This is a genomic window from Nocardioides ungokensis, from assembly GCF_013466985.1.
Taxonomy (GTDB): Bacteria; Actinomycetota; Actinomycetes; order Propionibacteriales; family Nocardioidaceae; genus Nocardioides; species Nocardioides ungokensis.
Window position 1 is genome coordinate 1,000,675 of record NZ_CP059164.1, and the last position, 17,801, is coordinate 1,018,475.

At 71.8% G+C, this 17,801-nt stretch carries 12 protein-coding genes and 2 pseudogenes; 12 read left to right on the forward strand and 2 right to left on the reverse strand.

Annotation, left to right across the window (positions count from 1 at the left end; translation table 11 throughout):
- The first annotated feature begins 35 nt into the window (after positions 1-35).
- From H0S67_RS05035 to H0S67_RS05080, 11 genes and pseudogenes are all read left to right on the forward strand, one after another.
- Positions 36-1,307, forward strand: coding sequence for a glycosyltransferase family 4 protein (locus H0S67_RS05035; RefSeq protein ID WP_219635478.1), 1,272 nt, complete (start codon positions 36-38; stop codon positions 1,305-1,307).
- Between the two features lie 2 nt (positions 1,308-1,309).
- Positions 1,310-3,223, forward strand: a complete 1,914-nt coding sequence (asnB, locus tag H0S67_RS05040; protein ID WP_180935691.1) for an asparagine synthase (glutamine-hydrolyzing) — start codon at positions 1,310-1,312, stop codon at positions 3,221-3,223.
- Between the two features lie 40 nt (positions 3,224-3,263).
- Positions 3,264-5,444, forward strand: a complete 2,181-nt coding sequence (locus tag H0S67_RS05045; RefSeq protein WP_180935692.1) for a bi-domain-containing oxidoreductase — start codon at positions 3,264-3,266, stop codon at positions 5,442-5,444.
- A gap of 38 nt (positions 5,445-5,482) precedes the next feature.
- Positions 5,483-7,486: an alginate lyase family protein gene (locus H0S67_RS05050; protein WP_180935693.1), complete on the forward strand. Its 2,004-nt coding sequence runs from the start codon at positions 5,483-5,485 to the stop codon at positions 7,484-7,486.
- The gene (locus H0S67_RS05055; RefSeq protein ID WP_180935694.1) at positions 7,479-10,661 is read left to right on the forward strand and encodes a Wzz/FepE/Etk N-terminal domain-containing protein; all 3,183 of its coding nucleotides are present in this window, start codon (positions 7,479-7,481) and stop codon (positions 10,659-10,661) included. The genes H0S67_RS05050 and H0S67_RS05055 overlap by 8 nt, the downstream gene beginning before the upstream one ends.
- Positions 10,658-11,884, forward strand: a complete 1,227-nt coding sequence (locus H0S67_RS05060; RefSeq protein ID WP_180935695.1) for an O-antigen ligase family protein — start codon at positions 10,658-10,660, stop codon at positions 11,882-11,884. The genes H0S67_RS05055 and H0S67_RS05060 overlap by 4 nt, the downstream gene beginning before the upstream one ends.
- A 100-nt stretch (positions 11,885-11,984) precedes the next feature.
- Positions 11,985-12,485: pseudogene (locus tag H0S67_RS26445) on the forward strand (glycosyltransferase); the annotation flags it as partial.
- A complete protein-coding gene (locus tag H0S67_RS26450; protein WP_281369024.1) occupies positions 12,486-13,094 on the forward strand; it encodes a glycosyltransferase in 609 nt (202 codons plus the stop codon).
- Between the two features lie 10 nt (positions 13,095-13,104).
- Positions 13,105-14,373 (forward strand): MATE family efflux transporter, encoded by a 1,269-nt coding sequence (locus tag H0S67_RS05070; RefSeq protein WP_219635480.1) that lies wholly within the window; start codon positions 13,105-13,107, stop codon positions 14,371-14,373.
- Positions 14,370-15,335 carry a glycosyltransferase family 2 protein gene (locus tag H0S67_RS05075; protein WP_180935697.1) on the forward strand — a complete coding sequence of 322 codons (966 nt, stop codon included), beginning with the start codon at positions 14,370-14,372 and terminating at the stop codon, positions 15,333-15,335. The genes H0S67_RS05070 and H0S67_RS05075 overlap by 4 nt, the downstream gene beginning before the upstream one ends.
- Positions 15,336-15,339: 4 nt before the next feature.
- Positions 15,340-16,677, forward strand: a complete 1,338-nt coding sequence (locus tag H0S67_RS05080) for a polysaccharide pyruvyl transferase family protein (protein ID WP_180935698.1) — start codon at positions 15,340-15,342, stop codon at positions 16,675-16,677.
- A gap of 4 nt (positions 16,678-16,681) precedes the next feature.
- Here H0S67_RS05080 and H0S67_RS27815 read toward each other — a convergent pair.
- A pseudogene (locus tag H0S67_RS27815) lies at positions 16,682-16,975 on the reverse strand (phosphatase PAP2 family protein); the annotation flags it as partial.
- On the opposite strand from H0S67_RS27815, the gene H0S67_RS05085 reads away from it, so the two are divergent.
- Positions 16,856-17,188: a hypothetical protein gene (locus H0S67_RS05085; RefSeq protein ID WP_180935699.1), complete on the forward strand. Its 333-nt coding sequence runs from the start codon at positions 16,856-16,858 to the stop codon at positions 17,186-17,188. The pseudogene H0S67_RS27815 and the gene H0S67_RS05085 sit on opposite strands and share 120 nt — an antisense overlap.
- A 20-nt stretch (positions 17,189-17,208) precedes the next feature.
- Here the strand turns inward: H0S67_RS05085 and rfbC are convergent, their stop codons facing one another.
- A complete protein-coding gene (gene rfbC, locus H0S67_RS05090) occupies positions 17,209-17,772 on the reverse strand; it encodes a dTDP-4-dehydrorhamnose 3,5-epimerase (protein WP_180935700.1) in 564 nt (187 codons plus the stop codon).
- Between the last annotated feature and the right edge of the window lie 29 nt (positions 17,773-17,801).

Sequence of the window (17,801 nt, forward strand, 5' to 3'; positions counted from 1 at the left end):
GGCGCCGCCGCGACCCAGTGTCTGCGGCACCCCGAGTGCTCATCATCGTGCAGAACCTGCACGTCCCCTTCGACCGGCGCGTGTGGCTCGAGTGCCAGTCCCTCGTCGGCGCCGGCTACGACGTCACGGTGATCTGTCCGCGCGGAAAGACCTCGAAGAAGTACGAGGTCATCGACCGGGTCGCGATCCACACCTATCCGCCGTACGCCCCGGGAGGCAGCGCCGTCGGGTTCGTCGTGGAGTACGCCTGGTCGTTCCTGGCGACCGCTCGCCTGGCACTGAGGGCCCGTCGTCGCCGTGGACCCTTCGACGTCGTCCAGGCCTGCAACCCGCCCGACATCTTCTGGCCGCTCGCCCGCTGGTTGCGGAGGCGTGACGGGAGCCGGTTCGTGTTCGACCACCACGACCTCTGCCCGGAGCTGTACGAGTCGCGATTCCCGGGCGGAGCCCGGCTGCCGCTGCGCGGACTCCTCGCCCTCGAGCGGGCCACCTTCCGCACCGCGGACCGGGTGACGTCGACGAACGAGTCCTACGCGCGGGTCGCGGTCGAGCGTGGCGACAAGCTGCCCGAGCACGTCACGGTCGTGCGGACCGGCCCCGATCCCGAGCGGCTGAAGCGAGGCCCCGCCGATCCGGCGCGGCGTCGGGGGCGGCAGCACCTCGTCGCCTACCTCGGCGTGATGGGGCCCCAGGACGGCGTCGACCTGGCCCTGGCCGCCGCCGACCGGGTCGTGCACGGCCTGGGCCGCACGGACATCTCGTTCACGCTGATGGGCGCCGGGGACTCCTACGACGACCTGGTCGCCAAGCGCGACGAGCTCGATCTCCAGGACTACGTCGAGATGCCCGGCCGGGTGCCGGACGAGACCGTCGCAGCGGTCCTCTCGACCGCTGACATCGGGCTGTGCCCGGATCCCAGGAACCCGCTCAACGACGTCTCCACGATGAACAAGACCATGGAGTACATGGCCTTCGGGCTGCCCGTGGTCGCCTACGACCTGCGAGAGACCCGGGTGTCCGCACAGGACGCCGCGGTCTACGTGAAGCCCAACCGGGTCGACGACTATGCCGACGCGATCGTCGACCTGGTCGACAACCCCGAGCGGCGGGCCGAGATGGGGCGTCGAGGACGCGATCGGGTGGAGCAGGTCCTGGCGTGGAGCCACCAGTGCGGGGGCTACGTGGCTCGTGGCGGTGATTTCGACGAGCTCACCCACCGAGCCCTCACGCCCGCCGACGCCCCCGACGCCGCCGAGCCGACCCCTGCGCAGGCACGGCAGGACGTCGAGTCGGGGACGGGGGCCTGACCATGTGCGGAGTGGCGGGCAGCTACCAGCAGTCGGACGGCAAGGTCATCGTGAACATGATGATCGACCGCCTCGGCCACCGCGGCCCGGACGCGTGCGGCGTCCTCGAGCTGGTGGACCCCGAGACTGCGGTCGTCCTGGCGCACCGGCGCCTCTCCATCATCGACCTGTCCACGGCGGCGGACCAGCCGCTGGTCAAGGGCGGGCTGGCGCTCTCCTACAACGGCGAGCTCTACAACTACCGCGAGATCAGGCGTGAGCTCGAGGGCAGGGGTGTGGTCTTCAGGACCAGCTCCGACACGGAGGTCGTGCTCGAGGCGTGGCGTGCGTGGGGGAGGGCGGCGCTCCCGCGCTTCCGGGGCATGTTCGCGTTCGCGGTCCACGACGCCGGCACGGGCAGCCTCACCCTGGCGCGCGACCCGCTCGGCATCAAGCCGCTGTACACGATGCGACGGGGCAAGGGGGTCGTGTTCGCCTCGGAGCTGAAGGCGATCGTCTCGGCGCTGGGCACCGAGCTCAGCGTCGACCCCGCGGCCATGGTCGCCTCGGCGCTCTACTACTGGGTGCCGCCGCAGTACGACGCGGTCCGCGGCGTGCAGAAGCTCCCCGCGGGGTCGTGGACCGAGTACCGCCGGGACGGCTCGTGCGTCTCGGGGGAGTACTGGAACCCCTCCGAGGTGGCCACGCGAGCCGCGAACGGACCGCAGGTGGACCTGCGCGAGACCATCGAGTCGTCGGTGGCGGCCCACCTGGTGGCCGACGTACCTGTCGCCGCGTTCCTCAGCGGCGGCCTCGACTCCAGCATCATCACCGCCCTGGCGCACCGGCACGACCCGTCGATCGAGGCCTACTCGATCGCCTTCCGGGCCGAGGACCAGCGCATGGAGGCGATGCCCGACGACGCGCACTACGCCCGCAAGATGGCGGCGCACCTGGGCATCCACCTGCACGAGATCGAGATCCAGCCGGACGTCGTGGACCTGCTGCCGCGGATGGTCGACATCCTCGACGAGCCCATCGGTGATCCGGCGGCCATCAACACGCTGCTCATGTGTGACGCCGCGCGCGACGCCGGGGTCAAGGTCCTGCTGTCCGGGATGGGCGCCGACGAGCTCTTCGGCGGCTACCGCAAGCACCTGGCCTGCCTGCTGGGCGAGCGCTACCGGCGCATCCCGCGGCCGCTGCGAACCGGGGTGATCGAGCCGCTCGTCGGGCGTCTCCCTGTCGTTGCCGGGGGACGCGGCATCCGGTCGGTGCGGTGGGCCCAGCGCTTCCTGACCTTCGCCGAGCTCGGTGAGGAGGAGGCGTTCCGCCGCAGCTACACCCTCTACGGGCGCGACGAGCTGACAGACCTGCTCGACCCCGACCTGGCGGTGCACGTCGACGCCGTGATGGAGGGCCACCGTGTCCTCTACGACGACAACGACCTCCACGACCAGACCAGCCGCATGTGCCTCGCGGACTCGAGGCTGTTCATGCCGGGCCTCAACCTCACCTACACCGACCGCGCGAGCATGGCGGCATCGACGGAGGTCCGGGTGCCGTTCGTCGACCCGGTGGTGTTCGGCGCGGCGTTCTCGTTGCCCGGGACGGCGAAGATCCACGGCCGGGTCCAGAAGGCGGCGCTCAAGGAGGCCGCGCGAGCGTGGATCCCCGACGAGATCATCGACCGCCCGAAGGCGTCCTTCGGCGCGCCGTTGCGCGCCTGGGTGACCAACGACCTGCGTGAGCTCGTCGACGACGCGCTCGTGGGTGGCGAGCTGGTGTCCACCGGCTTCCTGCGCCGCGAACCGCTGCTGCGGCTCATCGCCGAGCAGCGCAGCGGCCGTCGCGACCAGTCCAAGCAGATCTGGCAGCTCCTCAGCCTCGAGCTGTGGTACCGCAACGCGCGCACCGCCGGCGTCGGCGCGGCCTGAGCCGCGGACGACCCAGAACTTCGAAGAGACAGAAGGTGACATGAAGCAGGTGGCCCAGAACTATCGCTCGGGTGAGCTCCTGGTGCTCGACGCACCCGCACCGGCCTGCCGGCCGGGCGGCGTGCTCGTGCGCACGTCGTACTCGCTCATCTCCACCGGCACCGAGCTGATGAAGGTGAGCGAGGCCCGGATGTCCCTCCTCGGCAAAGCGCGGGCGCGGCCCGACCAGGTGCGCAAGCTGATGGAGTCCGTCGCGCAGCAGGGTCCGGCCGCGGCGTACAAGAAGGCCCTGAACCGCCTGGACAGCTACACCCCACTCGGCTACTCGCTGTGCGGCATCGTGGTGGAGGTCGGTGCCGGCGCCGAGGAGTTCTCGGTCGGGGACGTGGTCGCGGCTGCCGGGAACGAGTTCGCGCTGCACGCCGAGGTGAACTGGGTGCCGACCAACCTGTGCGTCCGAGTGCCCGACGGCGTCGACCCGCAGCACGCGGCGTTCGCCACGGTCGGGGCCATCGCCATGCAGGGTGTGCGGCGCGCCGAGGTGCAGCTGGGAGAGACCGCGTGCGTCGTGGGTCTCGGGCTGGTCGGCCAGCTGGTCGTCCGGCTGCTGGTCGCAGCCGGGGTGCGGGTCGTCGGTGTGGACACCGTGGAGGACCGCTGCCAGATGGCCGTGAAGGCCGGAGCCATCGCCGCTGCCGGACCCGATGCCGAGGGCGAGGCCCTCATCGAGCAGGTCCTCAGCTCCACGACCGGCGGTCGGGGCGCCGACCACGTCTTCCTCGCTGCAGGTGGCAGCTCGAACGGGCCGGTCGAGCTGGCGGCGCGGGTCGCCAGGGACCGGGCCCGGGTCGTGGACATCGGCAAGACGCGCCTCGACCTGCCGTGGAATGACTACTACGAGAAGGAGCTCGACGTCCGCTTCTCCAGGTCCTACGGGCCGGGGCGGTACGACGACCGCTACGAGCTCGACGGGATCGACTACCCGGCGGGGTACGTGCGGTGGACCGAGCGACGCAACCTCGAGTGCTTCCTCGACCTGATCGCCGGCGAGTCGCTCGACGTCTCGGCCCTCGTGTCGGGGGTCAACCCGGTCACCGAGGCAACCGAGGTCTACGAGCAGCTGCGGACCGGCGCCCTGCGCGGGGTCGGGTTCCTGCTCGAGTACCCCGTGCCCGCCCAGTCCGGAGCGGAGGACGCACCCGTGACCCGGACGCTCTCCCGCGCCCCGGGCACTGGGGCCCGACCCCGCTCGGTGAGCGGTCCCACCGTTCGCCTGGGCGTCATCGGCGCCGGCAACTACGCCTCGTCCATGTTGCTGCCCCACCTGGCGAAGGACACCGGAGTCACGCTGGCCAGCGTGGCGACGACCCGTGCGCTGTCCGCGGTCAACGCCCAGCGGAAGTTCGGCTTCGACACGGTGACGACCGACGCCGCGGTGGTCCTCGACGACCCGTCTATCGACGCGGTGGTCGTGGCGACCCGCCACCACTCCCACGCCGACTTCGTCTGCCGGGTGCTCGAGCGCGGCAAGGCGGTCTTCGTCGAGAAGCCGCTCGCCCTGTCGGACGCCGAGCTCGACCGGGTCGTCGAGACGGTCGAGCGCACGGGGAACGACCGGCTGATGGTGGGGTTCAACCGCCGCTTCGCCCCCCTCTTCACCCAGATGCAGCGCCGCTTCGGCCCGGTCGACGGGCCGGTGAGCGCGCGGTACCTCGTCAACGCCGGGCGTCTCGACGCCGGCAGCTGGTACCTCGACCAGGGGCTCGAGGGATCGAGGTTCCTCGGTGAGGGCGGCCACTTCATCGACAGCCTGAGTGCCTGGATCGGCCACTCGCCGGTCGAGGTGGAGGCCCGACAGACGCCCGAGGGAGCCGACCTCCAGGTGAACCTGCGCTTCGCGGACGGTTCCCTCGGGACCATCTCCTACGTCACGGGTGGCGACCGCCGCTTCCCCAAGGAGACCTTCGACGTCACCGGGGGCGGCCGCAACGCCCGCCTGGACAACTTCACGCGTGCCACCGTGTGGAGCCGCGACGGCAAGGACGCCAAGCGTGCCATCGGTGGGCAGGACAAGGGCCAGCGCGCCCAGCTGGCTGCGTTCGTCGAGGCTGTCCGCACCGGGTCGCCGATGCCGATCGATGCCGGGTCCCTGGTGGCCACCACCCGGGCGACCATCGCCGTGGAGCAGAGCCTCCTGTCCGGGGAGCGGGTGATGCTGTGAGCCGGCAGCTGGGTTGGTACGCGCAGCGTCTTCGTCAGATGTCCGTCGCCGAGGTCGCGGGCCGCTCGGCGGACCAGGCCCGCCAGATCGCGTGGGCCCGCCGCCAGGTGCTTCCGGGGGCGGCCACCGGGCTGCCCAACGGCCTGCGCGACTGCCGCCGGTTCCCGACGCCGCTGCCCGTCGGCACCCGCGAGCAGGTGCCTGCGGAGGCGCGCCGGGCCGTCATCGCCGCTGCTGACCGGCTCGTGGCCGGCAGCTGGTCCCTGCTCGGGACGCCACGCGAGGACATCGCCCGTCCGGACTGGTTCCTGGACCCGGTGACCGGGCGGCGAGCCCCGCAGGACCGTCTCGCCTTCCGCATCGACCACCGGAACGAGCACGAGACCGGCAACGTCAAGTCGGTGTGGGAGCTCTCGCGCCACCACCACCTGACCGTGCTGGCGACCGCGTGGTGGCTGACCTCCGACGACACCTACGCCCAGGTGGTCGACGACCAGCTGCGTTCCTGGTGGTCGGAGAACCCGTTCCTGTCCGGCGTGCACTGGACCAGCGGCATCGAGCTCGGGGTGCGGCTCACGAGCTGGGTCTGGGTGCGCCGGCTCCTCGACGACTGGGCCAAGGTCGAGGACCTCTTCGACACCAACGAGGACGCGCTGCGCCAGATCTGGTGGCACCAGCACTACCTCGCGGCCTTCCGCAGCCGCGGCTCGTCGGCGAACAACCACGTCGTGGCCGAGGCCGCCGGTCGCCTCGCGGCCGCCTCCGCCTTCCCCTGGTACGCCGAGAGCGACGCCTGGCGCGAGGACGCGTCGCGGCAGCTCCAGCGAGAGCTCCGCGCCAACACCTTCGACAGCGGCGTGAACCGCGAGCTCGCGACGGACTACCACCGCTTCGTCACCGAGCTCGGCCTGGTTGCCGCCGTCGAGAGCACCGCCGCCGGCCATCCACTCCCGGCTGACACGTGGGGCCTGCTCGCGGCGTCCCTCGACGCCGCCGCCGCCATGGTCGATGAGACCGGACGCCCACCGAGGCAGGGCGACGGGGACGAGGGTCGCGCGCTGGTCCTGGACGACCCCGACCTGGACCCCTGGTCCTCGCTGCTGGGCCTGGGCGCCGCCCTGGTCGGTGCCCTCCCGTGGTGGTCGGCGAGCCCGGTCGGTGCCGCCGCTGTCGCGGTGTCGTCGCTGCTGCCGAGCCGGCCGCAGGTCGACCGGCGACCCCCGACTGCTCCGCGGCTCTTTCCCGACGCAGGGATGTACCTGCTGCGGACGTCCCCCGAGGACGGCCCGGAGATCTGGTGCCGGTGCGACGGGGGACCGCACGGGTTCCTCTCGATCGCCGCCCACGCCCACGCCGACGCCCTCGCCGTCGAGGTGAGGTACGGCGGGGTCGACGTGCTGGTGGACCCGGGCACGTACTGCTACCACGGGGATCCCGACTGGCGGAGCTACTTCCGGTCCACCCTGGCCCACAACACGCTCGAGGTCGACGGGACCAGCCAGTCCGCCGAGGCCGGACCGTTCCTGTGGCGCACGCACACGCCCGCGCACGTGACGCGCGCCGAGGTGGGTGACCTGCCCACCCAGACCTGGACGGCTCACCACACCGGCTATGCCCGGCTCGACCGGGGTCTCCGGCACACGCGCACCGTCACCCTGGAGAGCAGCACGCGCAGGCTCTCCGTCCTCGACGTCGTGACCGGCACGGCGACGCACGACGTGCGGCTCGCGTTCCACCTCGGGCCCGAGGTCGCGGCGGAGCTGGTGGAGGGCGCCGCCGAGCTGCGCTGGCCCGGCGATGCCGGGACCTGCACGGCGACACTGCACCTGCCTCGCCAGCTGCGCTGGTCCGCGCACCGCGGCAGCACCCACCCGATCCTGGGCTGGTACTCGCCGGCGTTCGGCGAGCGGGTCCCGACGACGACCTTGCTCGGGGCCGGCACCCTCGACGGCTCGCTCGAGCTGCTCACCACCGCGGACTTTGCTCCCGACCGGGAGCCCGGACCCCGCACCACCGAGCTCGGAGGTACCGCTCATGGCTGAGCAGTCCGTGGACCTGCGGTCGACCCTGTCGGTCCTTCGTCGGCACCGTCTCGTGCTGGCGATCGCCGCGTTGATCGGGATCGCGGCCGGTGTGTCGTTCGTGGTGCTCCGTCCGCCCCAGTACGCGAGCTACAGCCAGGTCCTGCTTCCGCAGTTGAAGAGCACGGACGGCCAGACGCCCGTCCGGGACGTCCAGACAGAGATCCGGATTGCCACCAGCGACGGGGTTTTCGGCCCCGCAGGCCAGACCGTCAAGCCGCCCCTGTCGGTGCAGGCCATGGCCCGCCACGTGCACGTCAGCGCGCCCGCGTCCGACGTCATCGCCATCCAGGCGCGCGCCTCCACCCCGGAGCTCGCCAAGGCCCTGGCGGAAGCTGTCGCGAACGCCGAGGTCGACTACGTCACGAAGGCAGCGAGCTCCTTGAGCGGCGCGGAGACCGCTGCGCTGGCGCAGCGTCGGCAGGGCCTGGAGGACACCCAAGCAACGGTGGGCGACGAGATCAAGAAGACCCAGGGCCGCATCGACGGCGAGTCCCCGACGTCCGCCCAGGGGCAGAAGGACGCCGCGGTGCTCGCCCAGCTGACCGCCCAGCAGGCCAGCCTGGCGATCGAGATCGACACGCTGAAGACCAAAGAGGCGTCCGGCCAGCCCGACAGCACCGCCTCGATCTTGTCGCACGCCTCGCCGGCGAAGCGCCCCGGCCTGGTCAGCAGGTCGATCGGCTTCTCGCTGTTCGGTGTGCTCGTCGCCGTCGGCCTCGCCGCGATGATCCTGACCCTGCGCAGCAGACGGGACCGCAAGCTCCGCTACCGCGACGAGATCGCCGACGCGCTGGGAAGTCCCGTGATCGCCTCGGTCCGCAGCCGGGTGCCGCGGGCGGCCGCCGGGTGGGCCTCGTTGCTGGAGGACTACACCCCGGGGACGGTCGACGCCTGGGCGCTGAGGCAGGCGCTGCACCAGCTCGTCCTCGACGGTTCCCCGGTCGGCCGCCCTCACGGAGACAGGGGGGACGGGGCGGAGCACACCGCCATGTCCATCACGGTCATCACGCTGTCCGACGACCCCCGCGGGCTCGCCATGGGTCCGCAGCTGGCCGCCTACGCGGCGTCGTCGGGATCCCCACCGCCCTCGTGGCCGGCCAGCGGCACGAGTCCGCGGCCTCGCTCTGGGCTGCCTTCTCGCAGGGGCGCTCTGAGGTCCGGCCAGGGCTCCTCGTCGACGCTCACCGCGCGACGGCCACGACCGCGACGGTCACGACGTGGACCTGACCGTCGTGCTGGCCGTCGTCGACCGGCGCAAGCCGGAGCTGACCGAGCTGCCGGAGTCCTCGGTCGCGATCCTGGCGGTCTCCTCCGGCTCCGCCACCGCGGAGGAGCTCGCCCTCACGGCAGTGACCGCGGACGACGTCGGCAGCCGGATCGCCGGGATCATCGTGGCGGACCCGGACGACCTGGACCGCACGACCGGTCGGCTGCTGCAGCACGAGCGCTCACAGCAGATCGCGCTGCCCACGCGGCTCACGGGCGTGCCGAGCACCGGGCCCACCGGCACCAACGTTGCGGGCCTACGCCGGAGGCCGCGATGATCGACACCTCGTGGCGCATCGAGGACCCGGACCCCGACGAGGTCTCCGTCGGCGGCCCCTCGACGGGGATCGTGAGCCTGCACTTCCTGCGCTCCGCGCTGCGGCGGCGCTGGCCGGTGTGGGTGGCCGCAGCCCTGGTGGGCATGATGCTCGGCATCGCCTGGACCGTCATGGTCCCGAGCAAGAGCCAGGGCACCGTGACGCTCCTGCTGGCGCACGACCCGGGGGTCGACCCGGCCACGGCCATGTCCACCGACGTGAGCCTGCTGCGGACGAGGACCGTTGCCCAGAGGGTCATCGACGAGCTGGACCTGCCTCTCACGACCGAGGGCTTCCAGGCGTCGACCATCGTGACACCCGTGACGCCCACCGTGCTCGTCATCGACGTCGCCGCGCCCGACAGCACGAGCGCGTTGGCACGGGCCAAGGCGCTCTCCGACGCCTACCTCGCCTTCCGCCGCCAGCAGATGGACTCGCAGTCGACTGCGCTCATCGCCGGATACCAGGCACAAGTGACCAACCTGACCAAGCAGGCGGACGATCTCACCAGCAAGTACAACGCGCTCAACGCCGGGGGTGCCTCCGGCCAGGGCGACGCCTCCGACCTGCTCACGCAGCGAGCCCAGATCTACGGCCAGGTCAGCCAGATCCAGCAGCAGATGGAGGACGCCAGTCTGCAGGCCGGCTCCATCGACAAGGCGAGCCACGTCCTGGACCCCCCCAGCGTCGTCCCGCAGTCGGCCAAGAAGCGCATCGTGCTGAACACGATGGCCGGCCTCATCGGGGGCCTGGCTCTGGGCATGGGACTGGTGCTGTTCCAGGCACTCACCTCCGGTCGTCTGCGCCGTCGCGACGAGGTCGCGGTCGCCCTCGCGGCTCCGGTGCGCTTCAGCGGCGGACCGCTGACCGGTCGTGGCACGCGGTTGCGGCGCCTCACGAGGAGGTCGTCGCGGCAGCGGTCGCTGGAGGTGCTGGTCCACGGGCTCGGGACGGCGGTCTCCACGCCGTCCAAGGCCCGGCCGGCCCGGCTGGCCGTCGTGGCGGTCGACGACACCGATGCGGCTGCCCTGGTCACCGCGACGCTCGGTGCCCAGATGGCCGTCGAAGGCAAGGCGGTCTTCCTCGTGGACCTCACCGACTCCGGACGCCTGGAGGCCGCGCTGAAGAAGGCGCTCGCCCGGCAGCCGGGTCCTGGTCCCCGCGTCGAGCCGGAGGTCCTCCGTCCCGACAGCCAGCCGTTCCTCGCGCGCGGGCCGCTCGGGGCAGCTCCCGGCGCCACCACCGAGCTGTCCAAGGGTGATTCCATGCGTCCAGCCTGGAACCGTGCCGAGGTCGTCCTGGTGCTGGCCGAGGTCAGCCCCGGCGTGGGCGTCGACCACCTCACGTCCTGGGTGGACCGGGTCGTCCTCCTGGTGGCCGCGGGACGCTCGAGCGCCGAGCGACTGCGCACCACCGGGGAGCTGGTCAGGTCGGCCGGTCTGGAGCTGGACTTCGCGATGATGGTCGGAGCGGACCGGACCGACGAGAGCTCGGGCCTGCGCGACCCGGAGGACCCCGGCTGGGCCGGGACCGGAAACGGTGCGCCGTGAGCGCCACGCTGGCCGCCGTCCCCGTCGTCGGGGGGCGGCACCGCGCGGACGACCTCCGGATCCGGGGCGTGCCGCGGCGCATGCTGGCCGTCTGGGGTGCGCTGTTCTTCAACGTCCTGGCCTTCTCGGCCAACCCGACCCTGGTGCCGATCCCTCGGCCGGTCGGCCAGCTGCTGACCCAGGGCGCCCTGATGCTCGCGGTACTCCTTGCGCTCGCGGTGAACCCGCGGGTCGTCGTGCGGTCCAACGTGATCCTGGTGCTGCTCACGATGCTCGGCGTCGTCGCGATGATGACCAGCATCCACAACGTGTTCCTCCTCGGCTCGACCTTCCGCGCCTGCCGTCTCGTCGGATTCGTCCTGGTCCTCTGGCTGCTCACGCCCTGGTGGGGGCGCCAGGACATGCTGTTGCTGCGCTGTCACCGCCGCTGCCTGTGGATCATCCTCGGCACCGTGGTGGCCGGAGCGGCGATCTCGCCGGGGCTGGCGTTCGCCTTCGAGGGCCGGCTCTCGGGGATCCTCTGGCCGATCCCGCCCACCCAGGTCGCCCACTACGCGGCCGTGCTGCTCGGTACGTCGGCGGTGCTGTGGATGTGTCGGGTGATCACCGGCCGCCACATGCTCGTCTCGCTGGCACTGGGCGGCGCCGTCCTGGTGGGCACCCACACCCGAACCGCGCTGATCGCGTTGGTGGTGGGGCTGGTCGTTGCCGGAGCCAGCCTGTTCCTGGGCCATGCCCGAGTCCGGCGCACGTCCGCCCTCGGTGCGGTGCTCGCGGTGGGCGTGGCCACCATGTTCGCATCCGAGATCACGAAGTGGGCCCTGCGCGGACAGACCACCCAGGAGGCAGGCCAGCTCACGGGGCGGACCAAGGTCTGGTCCCAGGTCTTCGACATGCCGCGTCCGAAGCTCCAGGAGCTGTTCGGGTCGGGCCTGTCCAACATGTCGTTCAACGGCCTGCCGATCGACAGCAACTGGGTGGCCAGCTACCTGGACCAGGGCTGGTTCGGCATCGTCATCCAGGCGACGGTGATCATCATCCTGCTGCTGCTGGCGGCCACCCGGGAGCGGGGCCCCCAGCGCGCCGTCGCGCTGTTCATCATCGTCTACTGCCTGGTCGCGTCCTTCACCGAGACCGGGCTCGGCACCGCGTCGCCGTACCTCCTCGACCTCACGGTGGCGGCGTCCCTGCTCGTCCGCGAGGGGCAGGTGAGCCACTCGTGAAGGTCCTCCTCGTGCACGGTCGCTACCGCTCGACGGCTCCCAGTGGCGAGAACCGCGTCGTCGACCAGGAAGCCGCAGCCCTGTCCGCGGCGGGCCACCGGGTCGAGCTCTTCCAGCGGCACAGCGACGACATCGGCGGCTGGTCCTGGCTCGTAAGGCGGCCCTGCCGGTGCGCAGCTTCTGGAACGTCGAGGCGCGCAAGGACCTGGCCCGACGGCTCGAGGCAAGCCGTCCGGACGTGGTGCACGTGCACAACACGTTCCCCTTGATCAGCCCGTCGGTGCTGTATGCCTGCCGCGACGCCGGGGTCCCGGTGGTGGTCACCCTCCACAACTACAAGCTGCTCTGCGCGAGCGGGGACTTCTTCCGGGACGGAGCGCCCTGCCACGACTGCGCCAACGGGTCCGCCGCACCCGCCCTGCAGCACGGCTGCTACCGAGGTTCGCGACTGGCGACAGCCCCCGTCGTCGCCGGGCTGGCCCTGCACCGGTCGGCCTGGCGGGAGCTGGTGTCCGCCTACATCTTCATCTCGGCCTCCCAGCGCGACCTGATGCACGACCTGCGGTTGCCGGCGGACAGGGTGTTCGTCAAGCACAACTTCGTGGATGCGGACACCACGGCACGTTCCGGGCCCGAGCACCTCGCGGTCTACCTCGGCCGGCTCGACGCGGCCAAGGGTGTCCCCTTCCTGATGCGGGCCTGGGACGTCTTCCGGGTCCGTCACCCGGAGTCCCCGCTCCGGCTCGTCGTGGCCGGCGGAGGACCGCTCGAGGGCGACGTCAGGGCCTGGGGGAGCCGCCACCCCTCGGTCGACGTGACCGGGCTGCTGCCTCCAGACGAGGCCCAGCGCCTGCTCCGGCGCGCACTGGTCACCGTGGTGCCCTCCCAGTGGGAGGAGACCTTCGGGCTCGTGGCGATCGAGGCGATGGCTGCCGGGGTGGCGCCCCTCGCGCCGGCGCGCGGGTCGTTCTCCGAGCTCGTCACCGACGGGGTCGACGGGGCCCTGTTCGAGCCGGACGATCCCGGTGCACTGGCCCGGGTCCTGCACGACGTCGACCTGCACCCCGGGCGGTACGCCGAGCTGGGGGCGTGCGGGCTGCGCACCTACGAGGAGCGGTTCCGCCCCCACGGCAACGTGGAGCAGCTCCTCGGCATCTACCGGTTCGCCGTGGCCAACCCGATCGGCGGTGACCGTGTCGTCGTCTCGTAGCCCGCTCGCCGTGGCGCGCCGGCTCGGGTGGGGCGTGGCCGACCAGGGCGTCTCCAGCATCAGCAACTTCGTCCTCGGGGTCGTGGTCGCCCGGTCCCTCGACGCCGCGAGCTTCGGAGCGTTCGGCCTGGCGTACGTGACCTTCGGGCTGGCCATCAGCGCCACCCGTGGGCTCGCCACCGACCCGCTCCTGGTGCGGTTCAGCGGCGCCAGGACGCCTGCCTGGCGCAGGGCGGTGGCTGCCTCGAGCGCGACGGCGACGCTGTGCGGGATCGTGACGGGAGTCGTCTGCATCCTTGTCGGCCTGGCGCTGCCGCCCCAGGTCGGCGGGGGCTTCATCGCCCTCGGGGTCGGCCTCCCTGGCCTGATGCTTCAGGACAGCCTGCGGTTCGCGTTCTTCTCGGTGGGGGAGCCCCAGCGGGCGTTGGTCAACGACGTCGTGTGGACCGTGCTGCAGTTCACGACGCTCGTCGCGCTCGTGATGACAGGCCGCGCGACCGAGGTGACCTGCTTCCTCGCCTTCGGCGGCACCGCGACGCTCGCGGCCGGCGTCGGGCTGCTCCAGTGCCGGATCCTGCCTCGGCCCCGGTGGATCAGGTCGTGGGTCGTCGACCACAAGGCGCTGGGTGGCCGCTACCTCATCGAGAACATCAGCAGTGCCGGTGCCCGTCAGGTCCGGATGGTGACCCTGGGTGCGGTCGCAGGGCTCGCCGCTGTGGGCCAGGTCCGGGCTGCCGAGATCCTGATGGGACCTTTCCTCGTCATGCTGATGGGGGTGAGCCAGCTCGCCGTGCCCGAGGCCTCGCACGTGCTGAGCAAGGCTCCCCGCCGCCTCGGCCGCTTCTGCTTCCTCCTCGGGCTCGTGGTCGCCGCATCGGCCGCCCTGTGGGGCGTGACGATCACGCTGCTCCTCCCGACCGGGCTCGGCAGCGCACTCCTGGGTCCGATCTGGAAGCCCGCCAGCACCCTGGTGCCCGTGGTCATGATCGGGATGGCGGCGGGCGGACTCGAGATCGGCGCCGCCGCCGGCGTTCGCGCGCTGGGAGCGGCCCCCCGCAGCCTCGTCGCCCAGCTCTCCACCGCAGGCATGTACCTCGTCGGCGGCTGCGTGGGCGCGTACCTCGACGGGGCTCGGGGCTCCTGCTGGGGCGTCGCCGTTGCGACCGTCCTGGCCACGTTCGTGTGGTGGTACCAGCTCAGGCGAGGGCTCGCCGAGTACCTGAACGAAACACCAGTCGTTGCCAGCCTCTCGGGGCAGCCAGAAAGGATCCCGTCATGAGTACTGCATCCGGAGCCGCGAGCGGTGGCGTGGTGCCGACCCTGACGATCGGCCTGCCCGTCTACAACGGTGCGGAGTACCTCTCCCAGTCGCTGGACGCGCTGCTGGCGCAGACCTACAAGGACTTCGAGCTCGTCATCTCCGACAACGCGTCGAGCGACGAGACCGCGGAGATCTGCGGCGACTACGCCGAGCGGGACGAGCGGATCAGGTACGTCCGCCAGCCCGTCAACATCGGTGCCGCGCCCAACCACAACTTCCTGGTCGGCCAGGCCCGCGGCAGGTACTTCAAGTGGGCGTCGCACGACGACCTCTACGCGCCCGAGCTGCTCGAGAAGTGCGTGGGGGTGCTCGAGGCCCGGCCGGACGTGGTCCTGGCGCACTGCTGGGACGCCATCATCGACGAGGACGGCAAGGTCCTGCAGGCACATCCCTACGCGTTGGACACCGCGAACCCGAGCCCGTCGGCCCGGCTGCGGAGCCTGCTCTACACACCCGGTGGCAACGACTTCTACGGGGTCATCCGCACCGACGTCCTCCGTCGGATCGGGCCGCACGGCACCTACTACAACGCCGACCGGACGATCGTCTCGTCGCTGTGCCTGCAGGGGCCGTTCGTCCAGGTGCCCGAGGTGCTCTACTGGCGCCGCGAGCACGAGCACCGGGCCTCGCGCGCCGGGGACCACCGGGCCGTGGCCGCGGCCCTCGCCCCGGAGCGCCGGGACCGGTGGCGCCACCCGATGGCGCGCATGTACGTCGAGTACGTCAACGGCTACGTGCAGGCGATCCGGCGAGCGCCGTTGACCTCGGCCGAGCGGAACCGGTGCCTGGTGGAGGTCGCCCGGTGGTTCTGGAGCTGCCTGCCGCCGGGTCGCTCGAGCCGGCCGGCGTCCGTCGGGCCGGTGGATGGCCCGCAGGACCCCGATGACGCGGACGCGTCGCGGGTCCCGGGACGGAGCTAGGGCGATGCGAGGAGCGACCTTGCGGGTGGCGACGTACGGCTACTTCGGCATGGGCAACGTCGGGAACGAGGGCTCCCTCGCGGCGTTCCTGGCCTACCTGCGCGAGGCCCACCCGGACGCGACCGTGCACTGCTTCGCGGCCGATGCCGAGGCGGTCCGACGTGAGCACGGGGTCCCCGCGACCAGGCTGATGGCCTACCGGGCCGCGCCGGGCAGCAGTGGCCTCCGGGTCCGCGCGGCGAAGGCGGCCAGCCGGTTGGTCGACGTGCCGCGCACGTTCCGGCTGATGCGCGACGTCGACGTCCTCGTGGTGCCCGGGACCGGTGTCCTCGAGACCCAGCTCGTCGCCCAGCCGTGGGGGTTGCCCTACTGGCTCTTCCTCGCTGCGCTCTCGTGCCGGCTGCGCGGCAGGAAGGTGGCCCTCGTCAGTGTGGGTGTCGAGCACGCGGACCATCCGGTCACGCGCTGGCTGCATCGGTCGACCGTGCGCCTGGCCCACTACCGCAGCTACCGGGACGAGGGATCGCGCGAGGCGGTGCGGTCGATCGGCGTCACCAGGGCGCCGGGCGAGGTCTTCCCCGACCTCGCCTTCTCCCTTCCGGTGCCCGTGGCGTCGGTGCGGCCGGGTCACGTCGTGATCGGGGTGATGGCCTACCAGGGTGCCCCGAACGACCCCGACCGCGGACCGGCGGTCCTGCGGGCGTACGTCGAGCACATGGCACAGCTGGTGGTCAGGCTGCTCGACGACGGCGGGACGGTCAGCCTGGTGATCGGGGACGTGGCCGACTTCGGCTTGGCCGAGGAGATCGAGGACCGGGCGCGCTCCCTGCGCCCCGGCATCGACGGGAGCCAGCTGCTGGTGAGCAGGGCGGAGAGCCTGGCGGACCTGATGACGGAGATGGCCACGGCCGAGGTCGTGGTCGCCTCCCGCTTCCACAACGTCATCTGTGCCCTGAAGGCGCGCCGGCCGACCGTCTCGCTGGGGTACGCCGGGAAGAACGCCCGGCTGCTCGCGGAGTTCGGTCTCGAGGGGTTCGACCAGCCGATGGACTCCTTCGACGTCGACCGGCTGGTCGAGCAGGTCCGGGAGGTGCGGCAGCGCGCCTCGGGCGCCGCCATGGAGGAGGCCAATCAGCGCTACGACGACGAGCTGCGGCGCCAGTTCTGGCGGCTCCCGGCACGCTGTTCGGTGCCTCGCCGGTGGTGCTTCCAGAGGTCCCGACGAGCGCCTGAGGACGGGACCCGCTGCCCCGGAGCGGGCGGTCGGTGCCTCGGAGCCGGAGCCCGACTGCCGCCGCCAGCACGGCCAGGCCGAGCAGGAGCGCGCCCACCACGTCGGTGAACCAGTGCGCTGCCTGGAGGAGCAGCGACAACCCCATCGCCACGCCGACGAGACCGACGACGACCCACTCCCACCACCGGGGGCGTTCCTGCAGGAGCAGGATCGCGCACCCCAGGCAGACCAGCACGGTGACCGTGTGGCCCGACGGGAAGCTGCCACCCACCGCGGTCATGTCCTGGTGGGGGTCGGGGCGCCCGACGATCACCTTGGTGACGATGGTCAGGGTGCCCGCGACGCCGGCGAGCAGGGCGGCGTACACCGCCGGTCGCCACGAGCGGTGCCGCACGCACACGACCACCGCGACCAGCGCGAGCAGCGGCACCATCTTGCTCGGCTTCAGGCCCTCCACGATGACGTCGACCCGCATCTGGGTCGTGCCCCACACGTCGTGCGGCCGGAACCGGTTGCGGATCGCGACGTCCAGGTCCTGCGTGGCGTGCGCGGCCACCAGGAAGGCGAGGACGACGAACGCAGCGGCCGCGACGGCCGCCAGCACGAACAGACCACGTGAGCGGTCGGGTCGGGACGGGGTCACGGCGTCGCCAGGACCTCGCGCAACCGGTCGCCGAGGTCCGACAGGGGACGGGCATTGCGGTCCGCGTCCGACATGACGGTCACCGGAAGCGGCCAGGGGATGGCGAGCTCGGGGTCGTCGTGCGCGATCGTCAGGTCCTCCGACGGGTCGTGCGGGCGGTTGATGCGGTACGACGTGTCGGCCGGCTGGGTGAGGGCCTGGAAGCCGTGGGCGCACCCGGGCGGGATGTAGATCGAGCTCTGGTTGTCGCCGTTCAGGTCGAAGCAGACCCAGGTGCGGTACGTCGGCGAGGTCGGACGCAGGTCGACGACGACGTCGAAGACCGCCCCGCTCGAGCACCGGACCAGCTTGCCCTCGCCGAGCCCCACCCGCAGGTGCAGGCCTCGGATGACCCCCCGCTCGGAACGCGACAGGCTGTCCTGGACGAACGCGTCGGGGTCGATCCCCGCCTCCCGGGCCGTCGCCGAATCGAACGTGCGGCTGAAGAAGCCACGCGCGTCCCGGTGCACCGGTGCGCTGAAGTGGACCAGTCCCCGGATTGCGGTATTTGCGAACTCCATCGGCACATCCTCCGCGGTCGAATTCGAGA

Bases quoted from the DNA above. Each gene is read 5' to 3' on its own strand.
- H0S67_RS05080 (WP_180935698.1), top strand. From the start codon at position 15,340: ATGCGAGGAGCGACCTTGCGGGTGGCGACGTACGGCTACTTCGGCATG.
- H0S67_RS05045 (WP_180935692.1), top strand. From the start codon at position 3,264: ATGAAGCAGGTGGCCCAGAACTATCGCTCGGGTGAGCTCCTGGTGCTC.
- H0S67_RS05055 (WP_180935694.1), top strand. From the start codon at position 7,479: ATGGCTGAGCAGTCCGTGGACCTGCGGTCGACCCTGTCGGTCCTTCGT.
- rfbC (WP_180935700.1), bottom strand. From the start codon at position 17,772: ATGGAGTTCGCAAATACCGCAATCCGGGGACTGGTCCACTTCAGCGCA.
- H0S67_RS05075 (WP_180935697.1), top strand. From the start codon at position 14,370: ATGAGTACTGCATCCGGAGCCGCGAGCGGTGGCGTGGTGCCGACCCTG.
- asnB (WP_180935691.1), top strand. From the start codon at position 1,310: ATGTGCGGAGTGGCGGGCAGCTACCAGCAGTCGGACGGCAAGGTCATC.
- H0S67_RS05050 (WP_180935693.1), top strand. From the start codon at position 5,483: ATGTCCGTCGCCGAGGTCGCGGGCCGCTCGGCGGACCAGGCCCGCCAG.